Origin of the sequence: Streptomyces caniferus (assembly GCF_009811555.1) — a bacterium.
In the GTDB taxonomy this organism is placed as follows: Bacteria; Actinomycetota; Actinomycetes; order Streptomycetales; family Streptomycetaceae; genus Streptomyces; species Streptomyces caniferus.
In genome coordinates this window covers 350,012-366,491 of sequence record NZ_BLIN01000003.1, presented here as the reverse complement: position 1 = coordinate 366,491, position 16,480 = coordinate 350,012, and the positions used below count along the sequence as shown (strand labels likewise).

Genomic DNA, 16,480 nt, shown 5'->3' with positions numbered 1-16,480 from the left:
TCAGGCTCCCGCCGGCTGCCGGGCGGCGAGGCGGGTGTCGACGAGCAGCGCCACCGCGCGCAGGTCCGGCTGCCGCAGCAGTTCGGGGGCGCGCAGCCGTACCCCGCTCTCCTTCTCGATGACGGTCAGCAGCCGGGCGGCGAGCAGCGAGGTGCCGCCGGAGCCGGTGAAGCTGTCCGTCAGCGAGGTCCCGGGCCGGTCGAGCAGCTCACGGACGGCGCTCAGCACCAGCCGCTCGCCGGGGGTGGCGTCGGCGGGCAGGCCGCCGTCCTCGGGGGCGTCGCCGGGGCGGGGCTCGTGGCCGCCGGCCGCCCGCCGGGCCAGCTCGGCCCGGTCCACCTTGCCGTTGGCGTCCAGGGGGAAGGAGTCCACGATCCGTACGTCCGAGGGCACCGCCTGCTCCGGCAGCCAGGCGCGTACGGCAGGCAGCAGCGCCTCCGCGGTGAGCACCGCGCCGGCCGCAGCCCGGACGTACGCCACCAGGCGGGTGCGGCCGTCGGCGGTACGCGGCGCGGCGACGACGGCGCCGAGCACCGCCGGGTCCTTCTCGAACGCGGCCTCCACCTCGGCCGGTTCGATCCGTACCCCACTGATCTTGACCTGGTCGTCGAGGCGGCCGACGAACTCCAGCTCCCCGTCATCCGGCATCCGCACCCGGTCCCCGGTGCGGTACAGGCGCTCCACGCCGGGCAGGTCGAGCCCCTCGGGCATCGCGCGAAAGCGGCGCGCGGTCAGTTCGGGATCGAGGTAGCCGAGCGCCAGACCGCCTCCGCCGATGAGGAGTTCACCCTCCGCGCCCCGCTCGACGGGCCGGCCGTCCGCGTCGGCGACGACCACGGTCACCCCCGGGAGGGGGCGGCCGATCGGCGGCGCGGACCCGGTGCCCGCCGCGCTGTCCGAGCCGTGCATGGTGTACACGGTGGAGACCACGGTGGCCTCGGCCGGACCGTAGGCGTTGTGGACGGCGGCGGTCACGTCCGCGCCGGGCCGGCGGCGCATCCGGTCGCCGCCCACGAACAGATGACGCAGTGTCAGGTCCTGTGGCCAGGGCCGCTCCAGCAGCGGCTCCACCATCGGGGTGGCCGCGACGCACACCGACACCGCGGACTCCCGCCACCAGTCGGCCAGCACCATCGGGTCCCAGCGGACCTCGTCCGGCGCGGGCACCAGCGCGGCACCGGACGTCAGCCCGGCCCACAGCTCCAGCAGATGCGGGTCGAACGCGACGCCGATCAGCAGGGACTGCCGGTCGCCGGGGGCCAGACCGCTCGTGGCACGGTGCCAGTCCAACAGCGCGGCCAGCGCGGGCTCGCCGACCGCCACCGCCTTGGGGCGGCCGGTGGAGCCCGAGGTCAGCACGGCGTAGAACGCCCCGGAGGGGGCGCGACGGGCCGTGGCGGCGGGCGCGGCGAACGCCGCCACCACCGTGGCGGTGGCGTTGGCGCCCTCGCCGGGCAGCGCCAGCGGCAGGTGCTCGGCCGCCCGGTGCCGGGGCGGCAGGACCTCGGGATCGCCGATCAGACAGGCGACGTCGAGGTCCTCGGTGACGGCCTCGGTGCGGCGCTCGCCGGGGCGGGGGCCCATCGGCAGATAGACGGCGCCGAGCCTGGCGAGCGCGACGGCGGTCACCACCAGCGCGGCCGAACGGTCGAGGCAGACGCCGACCAGGTCTCCGGGCCGCACCCGGTCGCGCAGCGCCCGCGCACTCTCCTCGGCGGCGTCGTCGATCTGCCGGTACGTCCAGGTGTGGGCACCGTCGATCACCGCGGGAGCCTCCGGCGAACGCCGGGCCCACTCCTCGAAGAGGGCGAGCACTCCGCCCGGGTCCTCGGTGGCCGGGGCGGCGGTGCGGGCGATGCTGAGCGTGCTGCTGTACGGGTCGGTCCGCCGGGTGCCGGCGGCCGTCGTCGGGGCCGCCGTCCGGGCGGTCGTCGGCTGGGTCATCGGGACTCCGTCACAGTGGTCGAGGCGGCGGGGGCGGACACGGCGGGGGTGCCGACGGCCGCGAGCGCGGTGGCCTGGTCGGCCAGCACCGGGTTCTGGAAGAGCAGCCGCAGCGGCGGACGCTGCCCCAGCCGCGGTTCCAGCCAGGCCGCCAACTGCGCGGCGAGCAGCGAATGGCCGCCGGACCGGAAGAAGTCCGAGGACGCGTCGAAGCGGCCGTGGCCCAGCGCCTCCCGCCAGCCCTCGGCCAGCAGCTCCGTCATCGGATCGGACGGCAGCGGCGCGGGTGCGCCCGGGTTCTCCTCGACGGGGACGGCCGGCTCCAGCGCAGAGGCCTGGCGGGTCAGCGCGACGCGGTTCGGCTTGCCCCCGGCCAGCCGCGGCATGGCATCGAGCCGTGCCCAGCGCCCCGGTACCAGGGCGCTCGGCAGCCGGCGGCTCAGCTCCGTGTGCAACGCCTGCTCGTCCCACGGCGCACCGTCGTCCGCACTCTCCAGGAAGCCGACCAGCCGGGGCCCGCCCGCGGCGTCACGGTCCAGGACGACGGCGCAGGACCGGCCGCCGAGCGCGGCGGAGGCGGCGGCCTCCACCTCCTCCAGCTCGATGCGGTAGCCCCGCAGTTTGACCTGGTGGTCGCGGCGTCCCAGGAAGTAGAGCAGTCCGTCGAGGCCGCGGTAGCCGAGGTCGCCGGTGAGGTAGACCCGCTCGCCGCCGAGGGCCTCGACGTCGATGAACCGGGCGGCGGTGGTCTCCGGGTTGCCGACGTACCCCTCCGCCAACCCGGCTCCGGCGATGGCCAGTTCACCGACCGCGCCGTCCGGCAGCGGCCGGTGGTGGGCGTCCAGGACATGGATCCGTTCGCCGGGCAGCTCGGTGCCGAGCGGAATCTCCGCGCCGTCGGCGAGCCCGTCCCGGGTGATCTCCTGGACGGTGGAGCTGATGGCGGCTTCCGTGACGCCGTAGACATTGAGCACGGTGCTGTCGGAGTCGGCCAGGTAGGCCCGCATCACGTCCGCCGGGAGGCGTTCCCCGCCGAGCACCAGCAGCCGCGGCGCCCAGTGCCCGTCGCGGAGTACGGGGCGCATCTCCTCGCGGGTGGCGAGGAAGTAACTCGTCGGCAGGTTGGCCACGGTGACCCGGGCGGCGACCAGCAGTGCGGCCAGCTCGGTGCCGGTGGGTACCTCGCGCTCGGGGGCGACCAGGCACGCCCCGGCGTACAGCGACGGCAGCACCTCTTCGAGGGCCACGTCGAACGACGGCTGGGCGAACAGCAGCACCCGGTCGCCCGGGCCGAGCCCGAACCGGTCGGCGGCGCCCGTCAGATGGTTCTCCAGCGCCGCACGGCCGACGGCGACGGGCTTGGGCACGCCCGTCGAGCCGGAGGTGTGGATGATGTAGGCGGCACCGGGCACGACCTCGGCGGCCCGGGCCGGCGGCAGGACCGGGGCGTCGACCGTCGCCGTCGGCAGCCCGTCGGGCAGCGTGACCGAGGCGTCCGCGGAGGTCAGCACCAGCGCCGGACCCAGCCGGCCCAGCAGCAGTTCGAGGCGGGCCTGCGGGTCGGACGGCGACAGCGGGCAGTACACCGCCCGGGTCCGCAGACAGGCCAGCAGCGCCACGACCGAGTCGGCACCGCGCGGCAGCACGGCGGCCACCGGCTGCCCGGCGGTCACTCCCGCCGCCCGCATCCGCTCCGCCAGCGAGGTGACCTGGGCATCGAGGTCGCCGTAGGTGATCCGGCGGGCGCCGACGAGCAGGGCGGGCAGGGATGCGTCGTGCGCGGTCGCGGGGTCGAGCGGATCGTGTTCCGGCGCCGGCGCGGCGGCGGCCGGGAGGGCCTGCGGCGCGGCCGGCAAAGCCAGGTCGGCCAGGGCGGCGCCGGGCGCGTCGAGGTACGCCCGCAGCAGGTCCAGGAACCGTCCGGCGAGCAGCTTCGCCACGTCCTCGCCGAACATGTCGGCGTCGTAGTCCCAGACCAGGGTCATCCCCGCCGCGCCGTGCCGGGGGCCGACCCCGCGCCGGTCGTCCGGCAGCAGCACGACGTCCAGGTCGAAGCGGGTGGTGCCGGTGTTGAAGCCCTCGAACAGGGTGATGTCCAGACCGGGGACGTCGACCTCGGGCAGCTCGGCGTCGTGGGCGCTGAACATGACGCTGAACAGCGGGTTGTCGGCGCCCGAGGTGTGCAGGCCGAGCGTGCGGGTCAGCTCCTGGATCGGCACCTCCTGGTGCGGCAGCGCACGGATGAGGGTGTCGGTCACCTCGTCCATGGACTCCTCGGCCGGGGCGGCCGGGTCCAGCCGGAGCGCGAGCGGGATGGTGTTGACGAACATGCCCACCGCGCCCTCGAAACCGCGCGGGCGGTTGCCTACCGCGGTGCCGATCACCATCTGCGAGCGGCCGCTGTGCCGGCGCAGCAGTTCGGCGAAGAGCCCCAGGAGCGTGGCGAACGGCGTCAGACCGCGCTCACGGGCATGGCCGCGCAGCGCCTCCGCCAGATCCGCACCGATCGACTGCCGCAGCTGTCCGCCGTGGTGCCGGCGCCGGGAGCCGGGCCGGGTCAGACCGGGCAGCGGCATGTCGTAGGACATCTCGCGCAGTTCACCGGCCCAGAACTCCAGACCGTCCCGCCGCTCCGCGGCCTCCTCGTCCCGGGTACGCGCCCGGACGTGGTCGGCGTACGACGGCGCGGACGGCAGCTCCACCGGCTCGCCCAGGACGTGGCCCCGGTAGACGGAGAACACGTCGCGCAGCAGGATCGCGAACGAGTGACCGTCGTGGATCAGGTGGTGTTCGACGTGGATGAGCCGGTGCCGCTCGTCCGCGAGCCGGACCAGCGTCCAGCGCAGCAGCGGTGCCTCGAAGGTGTCGAGCGGAGTCTCCGCCTCGGTGCGCAGCAGCTCTTGGAACGCGCGCTCCGGGTCCGCCTCCCCGCTCAGGTCCACCGTGTGCAGCCGCGGCACACAGGCCTCGGCGACCCGCTGCCCCGGCATCGCCCCGGCGACGGCGACGAGTTCCAGCCGCAGACCGGGGTGGCGGTCGAGGGTGGCGGCGAGTCCACGGCGCAGCGCCTCGGTGTCGAGGGTGCCCCACAGGTCGAGTGCGGCGGTGAAGTTGTAGGCGCGGCTGCCCGGTTGCACCTGTTCGTGCAGCCAGACGATCTCCTGCGAGGAGGAGAGCGGAAGCATGGGCGATCCCTGAGGTTGTCGGGGCGGGTTTCTCCGGCCGGGGCATGGTCGGGCCCGGCCTGGGGTGCACGGACCGGGCCGCGGATCGCGCGGCGTGGTCCGGCGGGTGTCGGAAGGCGAGTGCGGGGCGGGGCCCCGGAGCGGGTCAGGCGGGCGTCGGCGCCGGCGTCCGCAGCGCGTCGGCGAGCGCGGTGAAGGCGCTCTCGGCGGTGTCGTCGGGGAGGATCGCGCGGTCCCACACCATCCGCAGGTGCAGCTGGGGGCCCTGGGTGACGGAGACCGCGAACGGACCGCGCACGGCCCGGCCGTCGATATGGACCTCACGGCCCGTCACGCCGCCCAGCCGCAGCGGGGGGTGTCGCCGGGCGTCGTCGACGGTCAGCATGCCGTCGAGCCGTCCGGTCCAGCCGGAGCCGGCCGCGCGGGCGGCGTGCACCACGGCGTCGAAGGGGGTGGCGGCGTGGTCCAGGTCGTCCCACCAGGCCTCGGCCGTCGCGGACGCCGCGGGTGCGTCCCCGGTGGCGGTCGGGAAGACCACGGTGTTGAGGAAGCAGCCGAGCACCGGTGCGGCGCCGGGCGGCCGGCCGCCCCACGGGTAGCCGAGCGGCACCACATGGCCGGCCCCGAACAGCACCGCTGCCGCCGCCCGGCAGGCGTGGAGCAGGTCGGGGAAGGGCACACCGGCCGGCGGCGCGGGCATCCGCACCGCGGCCGAACCGCTCGGCGCCGACCCGGCGGCGGGGGAGTCCGGCCGGGGCAACGGGGCCTGTTCGCGCACCGCGCGGAGCCGTTCCCCCCAGTACGCCATCGCCGCCGGTGCGCCCGCGCGTTCCTCGGCGTCGAGCTGGAGCAGCACGGCGTCCCGGTAGGCGGCCAGCTCGGCCGCGACCTCAAAGGCGTCGGGCCGTCCGGAGCCGGGACCCTCGTCGTAGGCCGCGCCGAGTTCCTCGACGATCCGGGCCAGCGACTGGCCGTCGCACGCGGTGTGGTCCAGGACCACGGCGAGCACCTCTTCGGTGCCCCCGGGACCGTCCTGCACCAGGAACAGCCGCAGCGGCGCACCCTGCGGGGGCCAGCTGCCCAGGGCGCGACGCAGCACGGTGGCCGCGTCCTCACCGGGCGCGCAGGCCAGCCGGGTCACGGGCACCTGCGGCTCTTCCGGGCGGAGCACCGGGGTGCCGCGCAGCACGGTGAGCCGGGAGCGCAGCACGGGGTGCAGGGCGGCGAGCCGGTTCGCGGCCGCCGCGAGGCGTACGGGATCCACCGTGCCGTGCGGAAAGGCGAAGAACATCGGCACGAGGTCCGGCCGCCCGGCGGGGTCCATGGCACGCACCAGTGCGAAGCGACGCTGGGCGCCCGTGACGGGCAGCAGGACCGGGGCCCCGTCGCCGGTGTCGAGTCGCCGGTAGCGGGCCAGGTACTGGCTCGTGATGCTGAGCACGTGATCCTCTCTGACGTGGGGACCGGCGTCGCGGGAGGCGACGCAGGGCAAAGACGCAGGAAGCAGGGCTGAAGAAGCAGGAACGGTGGCGCAGGGAAAAGAGGCCGTGCGCGAGCGCAGGCCGCAGGGGTGGGGCCGGACGTGGTGCCCTGCCGTCAGCCGAGGGGCGCGGGCTCGGCCTGGTCGGAGGTGCCGTCCGGGACGGCATCCGTGTCCTCCGCCGGTGCGGCGACGGGCAGTTCACGCATCCGCCGCAGCGGGGAGAGCAGCAGCGGCAGCGGTACGAGCAGGAATCCGGCCGCACACCACACCAGCGCCACCCGGGCCCCGAAGGCATCCGCCAGGGCGCCGCCGGCCAGTGCGCCGAGCGGCAGGGTGCCCCACATCAGGAACCGCAGTGTGGCATTCATCCGGCCGAGCAGCCGGGGCGGGCACAGGGACTGGCGGAAGCTCACCTGAGCCACGTTGTAGACCACGGCGCCGAAGAAGACCACGCCGGAGCCGAGGGCGAACAGCGCGGCCCCGGCGCCGCGTCCGGAAAGCGGCCACAGCAGCGCGAACGGGCCGGTGACCAGCGCGGACAGCCAGATGATCCGGGCCTGGCCGAGCCGGGCGGCGAGCCGGCCCGCGCACAGCGCCCCGGCCAGTCCGCCCACGGCCGAGGCGGCCAGCAGGAGGCCGACCACTCCGGGGGCCAGTCCCAGCACGCGCACCAGGAAGACGGACTGAGTGGCCATCAGCACCGCGGTGAAGAAGTTTCCCAGCCCGGTCGTCACGGCGATCACGCGCAGCAGCCGGTGCCCGAAGACGAAGCGCAGCCCCTCACCGACGTCCCGGCGCAGCGAGGCCTCCGGCCCGCGTTCGGGGAGGCTCTCGGGGTGCTTGATGCCCCACAGGAACAGCGCGGAGAGCGCATAGCCGACGGCGTCGGCGACGATGGCCAGTGCGGCGCCCAGCAGTTGGACGAGACCGCCGCCGATCCCGGGACCCGCGACCTGCGCCGAGGAACGGACCGTCTCCAGCGCCCCGTTGCCCGAGACCAACTGGTCATGGGGGAGCAGCTGGGGCAGGAAGCTCTGGTGGGCGACGTCGAAGAAGACCGTCGCCACGCCGGTCACCAGGGCGACGACGTACAACTGCGCCATCGTCAGCACACCGGCGACGGCGGCCAGCGGGATGCTCGCCATCGCCAGGGCCCGCACCACATCGGCGCGGATCATCAGCGGCAGCTTGCGCATCCGGTCGACCCAGGCCCCGGCCGGCAGCCCGACCAGCAGGAACGCGGCGGTCTCCGCGGCGGTGAGCAGTCCCACCTGGAAGGCGGGGGCGTCGAGTACGAGCACCGCGACGAGCGGCAGGGCGACCAGGGTGACCTGGGCGCCGAGTTGTCCGGCCGCGGCACCGGCGAGCAGAAGGCGGAAGTCGCGCAGACGCAGCGGGCCGCTGGCCGCGGGTCGGGGTATGTCGGGCATGTGGTCGACCATGGCTGACCGGTCGATCAAGGGTCAAAACCCGATGCACACTTTCGGACGCGTTTCTTCACTATTTACACACCAGAACCGAAAATTCTCCGGCAGATTCCGGCAACAACCGCATGACCGCCATATGTTGACTCTCCTCGTGAGAAGGAGATTCCGTGGTGATGGTGCGCCGGGAGAGGGGGATCGTCACAGAGGGTCACGCGACGGAATCCGACCGAAAACAGTCGTTGATGTCCTCTTATTGGCCGAAGAACTCAGTTCCTCCGGTATGGCGCCGCTCCACGGCAAAAGGCCCGGCCCCGCGGGCCATGACAGCCGCGGGGCCGGGCAGGCCGGTCGGAACGCTCCTCAGGCGGGCCGGAGTTCCGCCTCGACCGCACCGCGGATCAGCTCGTGGGCCCGCTGGAGCGAGGTGGTGCCGCTCAGCCAGCGTTCGCTCACGCCCTCGACCAGGGCGGTGAGCCGCTCGGCCGCCGCCTGCGGGTCGGTCCCGGCGAGCGCCGGATCGGCCGCCCGGGCCCGGAGTATCAGGTCGGCGAGATCGTCGTTCCACTCGCGGGTCGCGGTGGCCAGCAGCTCCCGCAGGTCCGGGTCGAAGACGGCGGTGGCGCGCAACTCGCCCCACGCCGCGCTGTTCTCCCTGACGTGCGGGACGTCCTGCAGCTCCCGCAGCAGGATCTCGGTGAGCTGTGTCCGCGGATCGTCGGAGACGTCGAAGGCGGCGTCGGTGTAGCGGACCGCGCGCCGGTTGATGAACTCCAGGGTGCGGCGCAGCAGTCCGGTGCGGTCCTTGAAGTGGTAGTAGATCAGTGCGGTCGAGACGCCGGCCTCCGCTGACACCTCCTCGACGCGCAGCCCGCGGACGCCGCGCCGGGCGATCAGCCGGGCGGCGGCTTCGAGGATCTGGGTGGGCCTGTCCGGCATCGCATGCTCCCGGGGTCCGAGGAATCAAGGTGGCTCGGACCCGATCATGCCCTACTATCGTCCTGACCAAAATTTCAGTCAGGGGGCTTGATCATGGATATATCCCGACGTCGGACACTGCAAGCGGCGATGGTCGCGGCCGTAGGCGGAGCCCTGGGTGCCTGCGGCGCCCAGGACGGCGGCCGGCCCGCGGCGCGCGGAGGGAGCGCGGTCCCCGCGGGCGCCGAGTCAGGCGGCGGATGGCGGCTGCCCGAGGAGGCCCATCCGCACGAGTCGACCTATATGGCGTGGCCCACCCGCCGGATCTGGGGGCCGGACCTCGCCGGTGTGCGCGAGGACATCGCCCGCATCGCCCGTACCATCGCCGAGTTCGAGCCGGTGGCCCTTCTGGCCAACGAACAGGAGGCGCAGGCGGCCCGTCGGGCGTGCGGGTCCGGCGTGGAGGTCGTCCCGGTCCCGGTGGACGACCTGTGGATGCGGGACAGCGGCCCGGTCTTCGTCCTCGGGCCCGACGGCGTCGCCGGCGTCGACCTCAACTTCAACGGCTGGGGCAACAAGCAGGAGCACGGCCGCGACGCCCGGGTCGCCCGCACGGTCCTGGACGACGAGCGCCTCACCAGGATCAAGGCGCCGATCACCGCCGAGGGCGGGGCGGTGGAGGGCGATGGCCGGGGGACCCTGCTGGTCGCGGAGAGCTCGCTGGTCAACGACAACCGCAACCCCGGCGCCTCCCGCAAGGACATCGAGCGGGCGCTGGAGGACCTGTTCGGCGCCACCACGGTGATCTGGGTGAAGGGCGTCAAGGGCAAGGACATCACGGACTATCACATCGATGCGCTGGCACGGTTCTCCGAACCCGGCGTCGTGGTCCTGAGCACCCCGGCCGAGCACGCCCGCCCGAACGCCTTCACCCCCGCCTACGAACAGGCCCGCACGGTCCTGGAACGGGCCGTCGACGCCCGGGGGAAGCGGCTCGATGTCGTCGAACTGCCCGAGCCCGCCGACATCGGGCGCCGGGGGAAGGGCTTCCTGGCCTGCTATGTGAACTACTACGTGGTCAACGGAGGGGTCATCATGCCCCGCTTCGGCGACCGGAAGGCCGACGACCGGGCCGCGGCCGTCCTGCGGGAGCTGTACCCGGGGCGGAAGGTGGTGCCGGTGCCCGTCGACCACCTCGGCGAGGGCGGCGGCGGCATCCACTGCTCCACCCAGCAACTCCCCAAGGCCGGCTGAACCTCCCTGCCCGGCACGGCCGTCGAAGCGCTGGGGTGGTGCCGGCGGGGCAGTGCGGGGCCGGGGGCCCGGCCCGGTGGCGGACTCAGCCGCGGCGCTGTTCGCCGGCCAGCTGATTGAGCGGGCCGTCCGTCAGCGCCCCGTGCTGATCCGCCACGACCGGCAGCCGCGCCATCGTCTCCGCCGGGAGGAGGCCGGTCTGGCCGAGCACCGCGGCCTGGTCCCAGTAGATGTGCTCACCGGAGATCAGCGCGCCCTCGAACGAGACCACCGCGATGAGCGGGATCTCGACGCGCCGTCCGGTCGGCGGCACACCGGGGAGGATCCACGGCACCTCGACGTCGTGGGTGAACGAGACCAGCATTTCGTCGACGAGCCGCGTCCCGCCCGTGGTGCGGGTCAGCGGCGCGATGGCGAAATCCGCCGCGTTGTGCCCCACGAACCAGCGGCGGTAGAAGTGCCGCACGGACGCCCTGCCGCGGGCGCCCATCGCCGTGGGCACATGCACCACCTCCGGCTCGTCCGACATGGTGGCCATCGTCGTGTCGAGATCGAGGCTGCTGAACTCGCTGGTGGTGTGCAGCTCCCAGACACGCTCCCGGTCAGAAGTGGTGGTCACGGGCGGCCTCCTCGGTCCTCCATCCCCAAGCGGTGAGCATCCCGGGGGAGAGGCCGGCGCACCCGGGCGAGGACAGATCGTGCACCGCCCGTTCGAGCTGCGCCTCGTCCACCCGCCCGGTCGCCAGCACGGCGCCCCGGGCCCGGTCCCACGTATCGGCCCAGAAGCGGCTGATCGCGCTGCCCGGCACCAACGGGGGAACGTGGATCTCGGCGGCCACCTCGCACAGCCCCTCCTCGTGCAGGAGCTGCGGGTAGTCCGCCACCCACGAGATGTCGGTGCCGATGGTCTCCCGCAGCGCCTGCCACATCGCCCGCATGACCGTGGTGTACGGGGTGCTCAGTGCGGCGGCGCTCGTCAGGTCCACGGCGTCGCTGAGCACCAGCACCCCGTCGGGCGCGACCAGCGAGACCAGTTTGGCGATCATGCGGCGCCAGGAGCGCAGATGCATCAGGACGAACCGCGCGTGCACCAGCTGGAACCGGCCGGGATCGAAGTCCGGCGCGGTGATGTCGGCGCTCAGCGCCGACAGGCCAGGTGTGCCGTGGGCGGTGAGGAACCGGGTGTCACGGTCCACCGCGAGGACCGTGGTCACACCGGCGGACTCCAGCAGCCACCGGGCGAGGGTGCCGGTTCCCGCGCCCACGTCCAGGCAGTTCCAGCCGGGACCGGCGCCCAGCGTCGCCAACCGGGCGGCGCTCCCCTCGTCGTAGGCGAGCGCTCCCAGGTCGATACGACCGGCCTCGCCGGTCTCTTCCGGGCGGAACATGCCTTCGCCGTAGCGCCCGGCACCGGTACCGCGCACCCCCTCAGTATGACGGTGATGCTCAGGGGTTTCCTGCCGTGGTGACCAGCTCCGGGACCGGCTCCGCGGCCGGCTGCTTGCGGGGCCGTCCCGGGGCCCGCCGCAGGACCAGCTGCAGGACCAGCATCACCACGCCGGTGACCACCGCGCTGTGCCACAGCAGCGCGTCCAGCCGGCCCGCCGAGAGATAGACGCCCGCGGCCACGGCCGCCAGCGCGCACACGGCCCGGTCCACGATGCTCTCGACGGACAGCAGGGTGGCCCGTGGCGCACCCGCCGGAATGGCGTCGTTCACCAGCTTGCGCTGCAGCGGATAGGCGAACCCGGTGACCGCGGCGAACACGCACAGCAGGGCGATGACGGTCCAGGGCCCGCCGAGGGTGCTGCCCGCCAGCGCGGCCGCCATCGCGAGGCTGAGCAGCGAGACCCAGGCCACCGGTGACAGCCGCGAGCCGAGCCACTGCGGCCGGGCCGAGGCCACCGCCTCCGCGACGGTCATGGCGGCCAGCACACCGCCGTGCGAGCCCTCCGGGATGCCGTGGTCCAGCAGCACCGGCTGGAAGAGGTTGACCTGGCAGATCCGCGAGAGCGTGAAGACGGCCACGCCCTGCACCATGAGCAGGGCGAGCCACGGCGTGGCCCACACACAGCGCAGCGCCGTGGTGGCATCGCGCAGGAACGTGAGCCCGCCGCCCGGGCTCTTCCCGGCCCGGTCGCGTCCCTCCGGCGCGATCTGGCGCGGCAGCACCACGGCGCAGACGAGCGAGCCCGCCGCGCTCGCGGCGCTCAGCACATACGGCGTGGCATGCGCCAGGGCCATCAACGGACCGACCAGCGGCCAGCACAGCACCTTCGCGGCCAGCCCCAGCGCCCGCGCCTGCCCCTCGGCCTTCAGGTAGTGCTCTCCGGCACCCTCGGCGGCCAGGCCGTCGTAGAGATAGGCGCTGGCGGCGCCCGAGGTCAGCGAGCGGCCGGCGGCGATGGCCAGGAAGTGCACCAGGAAGCCGGTGTAGCTGGGGGAGAGGACCGGGGCGAGGTTCGCCGCGGTCATCACGACGGCACCGGCCCGCAGACAGTTGCGGGCACCGATCCGGTCGGCCACGAGCCCGGTCGGGATCTCGAACAGGCAGAACGCGATGTAGTAGATGCTCTGGATGCCGAAGATCTGCCCGTCGGAGAGCCCGGCCTCCCGCTGGTAGGCGTAGAAGACCGGCATCCACCACAACAGGTTGAACAGCAGCTGGAAGCCGTTGTTGAGCCGGATGATCCGGCGGGCCCGCGGGGGCAGGGGCACGGCCGACGCCCGGGGGCCACGGGCTCCCCGCAGGCCGCCGAACGGGCGGATCACAGCGCGTAGGGGCGGATCTGGACCAGGCGGAAGTCCCCCTGATCGGTCATCAGCCACTCGATGTCGAGCGGATGGTCCACATCGCCCTCGCTGAAGTGGGACTGCAGCAGCCGTCCGGTCAGGGCCAGGCGGGCCAGCTTGTCCCGGGTGCCGACGGGCAGGTCCTTGCCGGACGAGCCGAGGGCCACGGTGCGGCCGCCGCCCTCGACCGTGTTGTAGAGGTACTGCAGCGGCAGCGTCGTGCCGTCGACGACCGTCTCGGGCGAGCCGGGCGAGCAGTTGACGTAGACATTGCGGAAGTCCGTGCGCCGGGTCGGGTTGCAGGTCACCAGGACACCGCCGAGGTCCGCGGGCACGTACTGCTGGATGATCACGCCCATGTACGTGTCGTCGAGGGAGATGCCCGCCTGGTGGCGCAGCCGGACGCTGCGCGGGGACAACAGGGAGGCCCACACCTGGCGTACCGCATCGAGGAGTTCGTCCGCGCCGTGGACGGTGCTGACCGAGTCGTAGACCCCGGCGGCGGAGAAGCCGGGCAGGTCCTCGGCGTTGGAGGAGGAGCGCACCACCAGGCGGCGGCCGGCGTCGGGTCCGTCGGGCAGTGCCTGGGTGATCTGCCGGGTCACCTCGTCGGGCATGGGGGTGTTCCGGATGAGCTGCTGCAGATGCAGACAGAGCGCGTCCAGGACGTCGAGGGCGTCGAGTTCGAGGGCCATCTTGAGCTTGCCCAGGCCCTGCTGCACGGCCGGCGAGGACGTCAGGAAGCGGTGCTGCAGCGCGAAGGGGAGGGCGATGCCGTCGGGCGCGGCGATGGTGCCGGCCACGAAGTCGGCGGCCAGGTCGCGCAGTTCGGCGCCCGAGGCGTCCGGGGTGCCCAGACGGGCCGCGAGGTGCCCGTAGAGATCGCTGCGGGGCGGCCTCGGCTGCCCGTAGAAGGTGGTGAGGTCGGCGGACCGGCTGTCGAGGACGTGATGGAGTTCCCCGAGGCTGGCCGCCTTGGTGCCGTACCGGTCCTGGTCGGCGCGGCGCAGCCGGTGCAGGAACAGCGCGGGCACATCCTCCAGCAGCGGCGGTTCCATCCGGATCCGCTGCTGGTGCCAGGCCGGGGCGTCCAGTGCGGGGACGTGCGCCAGCGGGGCCAGGGTGATCTCGTCGTCCTGCACCTGGTAGCGGATCCAGGCGTCGTCCAGGTCGTCCGCCGCCACGAGGCGGTCCAGGTCGCGGACGATCGCGTTGGGGATGCCCCAGCCGGAGGCGAGGACGTTGGTGTGCGAGAGCGGTGTCCCGGGCGCGGTGTTGATGAAGCCCGCCACCCGCGGCACATCGTCCGGCAGCGACGACATGGCCACGATGTCGGACCAGCCGAGCCCGGCGGCCGCGGCGGTGTACTCCTCCGGGGTACGGAAGTAGCGCAGCCGTCCGACGGCCTCGCCGAGGTTGAGCGGGGTGCGGGTGCGGTTGCCGAAGAGCTCGTGGCCGAGGATCCGGGGCACGTGGACGTCGCTGATCGCGGCGAGTTCGTGCTCCTGCCCGTGGTTCGCCGGCTTCAGCAGCAGCGGCAGCCGGCCGTCGACCCGGTGCCGGACGAAGGTGTAGAACTCCTCCAGCAGCCGGCCGTTCATGGTGTCGGCCTCGGTCGTCTCCATGACCAGGAAGGGCCGCTCCCGGCCCTCGGTGTCCTCGTCGGTGTGCAGCGAGAGCACACCCAGCAGGAAGCGGCGCTCGGGATCCATGTAGACCGAGGCGTTGAACGCGTCCAGGCAGGAGTCCAGGTCGGCGAGTTCCATGCCGAGCACGCGGGTGGCGATGTAGTTGACGTGGAACGGGTGGGCCGCGGTGTCCAGCAGATGCCAGGTGTTCTCGATCCGGTCCACCACGACCTTGAGGTACGGGTGGCCGGCCAGGACGCCGGAGAGGGTGCGGAAGAGCGGCAGGGAGAGGTTCTCGCCGACGACGGTGCGGTCGGTGGCCGGGCCCGGTGCGCCGGAGGGCAGGACGGTGGTGGTCATGACTGTGCCTCCGTGGTGCCGTGGGGCAGGATCTGCGGGAGGGCGTCCACCAGGGTCCGGAAGTCGCGGATCACGGTCTCCGGATCGGTGGCGGACAACAGGCACAGCGCCGCCATGGTGTTGGCGCCCGCGGCCGGGTCGTACACCGGCACCAGCGTCCCGTCCGGGAGGGAGTTCTCGGCCACCACGGACAGGCGGCTGCCCGCGCTGACGGGCACCGTCTCGCGCACCGTCGGGAAGTCCCAGAGGCGCCGGTCCGGCCAGGCCTCACCGGCGCCGTCGACGGCCAGGACGACCAGCGAGCCGGCCGCGCCGTTCGCCTCCTGCGGGGTGCGGGCCTCGGCGGGCCAGGAGACCGGACGCCCCAGCAGATGGTCGGTGAGCATGCCGATCAGGTCCAGGCCGAAGACCTCCTCGATCTGCGGGACGGTCATCGCCCCGCCGAACCGGGCGGCGGTCTCGATCACCCACATCCGCCCGTCGGCGCCGAGCTTGATCTCGGTGTGGGTACCGCAGTTGCGCAGCCCCAGCGCGTCGACGGCATCGCGCGCGAGGGCCACGATGCGCCGCTGGGCGTCGTGCGGCAGCGCGGCGGGGGTGATGCCGGCACGCTCGGTGAACGGCTCCACCGTCGGCATCCGCCCGCTGAGACACACCGGGCGGAACTCGCCGTCCACCACGACGCCCTCGACGCTGACGTAGTCGCCCCAGCCGTCCTGGTCGAACCACTCCGACGCGGTGCCCTGCACGATCTCCTCCACGAGGAAGTCCGCCCCGGCACCGGCCACATGGAGCTCGGCGTACCCCAGCTGCGCGGATTCGGCCATCACCTCCCGCGCCCGCTCCCAGGCCGCCGGCACCTCGTCGGCGTGGCGGATCGTCCGGTGGGCGGTGGAGCCGGCGCTCCAGGCGGCCTTGAGCAGCAGGGGGAACCGGAGCGCGGCGGCCGCGTCGTGCAGATCCTGCTCGGTGGCGACGGGACGGAACCGGGGCTGGGATATGCCCTGGTCCTGCCAGGTGCGCCGCATCATCCGCTTGTCGCGGGCGAGCGCGCAGGAGCCGCCCGCCCCGGCGAGGCCGAGCTTCTCGCAGGCCTCCGCGACGGCGACGACCGCGTACTCGGAGAAGGTGACGACCGCGTCCGCGCCCACCGCCTGGGCCCGGGAGACGATCAGGGACACCAGGTCACGCCGTTCGCATTCGGACGGGCTCAGCACCGAGGCGCACAGCCGGTCCGCGGACGCGGCCACGGTGGGCGGGAGCGCGCTGAGCGCCAGCAGGTGCACTGCCGACCGTGCGGCGACCCGTGACAGGGCGTACCCCAAGGGCGGTCCGCCCTTGGCATACACGAACAGCACCTTGCTCACTGGAATCCGACTCCTCTTCATACGGGTATGGACCAAACGGCCGGGGACGTCCGTATCTCACATCCGGACGCCGTGCCTCAAGCGAAGCAGCCATGCGGCACACCGTTCCCCGCATCGGGCCGCA

At 73.6% G+C, this 16,480-nt stretch carries 11 protein-coding genes; 1 reads left to right on the top strand and 10 read right to left on the bottom strand.

What is annotated here, in order from left to right; all coding sequences use genetic code 11:
- The 5 genes from Scani_RS10300 to Scani_RS10280 form a co-directional block, all read right to left on the bottom strand.
- Positions 1-1,944, bottom strand: coding sequence for a non-ribosomal peptide synthetase (locus Scani_RS10300; RefSeq protein ID WP_159472676.1), 1,944 nt, complete (start codon positions 1,942-1,944; stop codon positions 1-3).
- Positions 1,941-5,129, bottom strand: a complete 3,189-nt coding sequence (locus tag Scani_RS10295) for a non-ribosomal peptide synthetase (protein ID WP_159472673.1) — start codon at positions 5,127-5,129, stop codon at positions 1,941-1,943. Before Scani_RS10295 ends, Scani_RS10300 begins: the two co-directional genes overlap by 4 nt.
- Before the next feature lie 145 nt (positions 5,130-5,274).
- Positions 5,275-6,570, bottom strand: a complete 1,296-nt coding sequence (locus Scani_RS10290; protein WP_159472670.1) for a condensation domain-containing protein — start codon at positions 6,568-6,570, stop codon at positions 5,275-5,277.
- Positions 6,571-6,725: 155 nt separating this feature from the next.
- Positions 6,726-8,042, bottom strand: a complete 1,317-nt coding sequence (locus tag Scani_RS10285) for an MFS transporter (RefSeq protein WP_159472666.1) — start codon at positions 8,040-8,042, stop codon at positions 6,726-6,728.
- 357 nt (positions 8,043-8,399) lie between these two features.
- Positions 8,400-8,975 carry a TetR/AcrR family transcriptional regulator gene (locus tag Scani_RS10280; protein WP_159472663.1) on the bottom strand — a complete coding sequence of 192 codons (576 nt, stop codon included), beginning with the start codon at positions 8,973-8,975 and terminating at the stop codon, positions 8,400-8,402.
- Between the two features lie 129 nt (positions 8,976-9,104).
- Between Scani_RS10280 and Scani_RS10275 the strand changes: the two genes are divergently transcribed.
- On the top strand, positions 9,105-10,208 hold the full coding sequence (locus tag Scani_RS10275) for an agmatine deiminase family protein (protein WP_246295681.1): 1,104 nt from the start codon (positions 9,105-9,107) through the stop codon (positions 10,206-10,208).
- Between the two features lie 85 nt (positions 10,209-10,293).
- Here Scani_RS10275 and Scani_RS10270 read toward each other — a convergent pair whose 3' ends face one another.
- From Scani_RS10270 to Scani_RS10250, 5 genes are read right to left on the bottom strand one after another with little or no spacing between them, the layout of a single operon-like run.
- Positions 10,294-10,827 carry a nuclear transport factor 2 family protein gene (locus Scani_RS10270; protein ID WP_159472657.1) on the bottom strand — a complete coding sequence of 178 codons (534 nt, stop codon included), beginning with the start codon at positions 10,825-10,827 and terminating at the stop codon, positions 10,294-10,296.
- Positions 10,811-11,632 carry a class I SAM-dependent methyltransferase gene (locus Scani_RS10265; protein ID WP_159472654.1) on the bottom strand — a complete coding sequence of 274 codons (822 nt, stop codon included), beginning with the start codon at positions 11,630-11,632 and terminating at the stop codon, positions 10,811-10,813. The genes Scani_RS10270 and Scani_RS10265 overlap by 17 nt, the downstream gene beginning before the upstream one ends.
- A gap of 22 nt (positions 11,633-11,654) precedes the next feature.
- Complete coding sequence (locus Scani_RS10260) at positions 11,655-12,926, bottom strand: MFS transporter (protein ID WP_246295680.1); 1,272 nt, start codon at positions 12,924-12,926, stop codon at positions 11,655-11,657.
- A 50-nt stretch (positions 12,927-12,976) separates the two neighbouring features.
- Positions 12,977-14,989, bottom strand: a complete 2,013-nt coding sequence (locus Scani_RS10255; RefSeq protein ID WP_159472651.1) for a PEP/pyruvate-binding domain-containing protein — start codon at positions 14,987-14,989, stop codon at positions 12,977-12,979.
- Complete coding sequence (locus tag Scani_RS10250; RefSeq protein ID WP_159472648.1) at positions 14,986-16,356, bottom strand: ATP-grasp domain-containing protein; 1,371 nt, start codon at positions 16,354-16,356, stop codon at positions 14,986-14,988. The genes Scani_RS10255 and Scani_RS10250 overlap by 4 nt, the downstream gene beginning before the upstream one ends.
- Positions 16,357-16,480: the final 124 nt, after the last annotated feature.

Coding starts and splice junctions, on each gene's coding strand:
- Scani_RS10300 (WP_159472676.1), bottom strand. CDS start 1,944: ATGACCCAGCCGACGACCGCCCGGACGGCGGCCCCGACGACGGCCGCC.
- Scani_RS10285 (WP_159472666.1), bottom strand. CDS start 8,042: ATGCCCGACATACCCCGACCCGCGGCCAGCGGCCCGCTGCGTCTGCGC.
- Scani_RS10280 (WP_159472663.1), bottom strand. CDS start 8,975: ATGCCGGACAGGCCCACCCAGATCCTCGAAGCCGCCGCCCGGCTGATC.
- Scani_RS10295 (WP_159472673.1), bottom strand. CDS start 5,129: ATGCTTCCGCTCTCCTCCTCGCAGGAGATCGTCTGGCTGCACGAACAG.
- Scani_RS10275 (WP_246295681.1), top strand. CDS start 9,105: ATGGTCGCGGCCGTAGGCGGAGCCCTGGGTGCCTGCGGCGCCCAGGAC.
- Scani_RS10255 (WP_159472651.1), bottom strand. CDS start 14,989: ATGACCACCACCGTCCTGCCCTCCGGCGCACCGGGCCCGGCCACCGAC.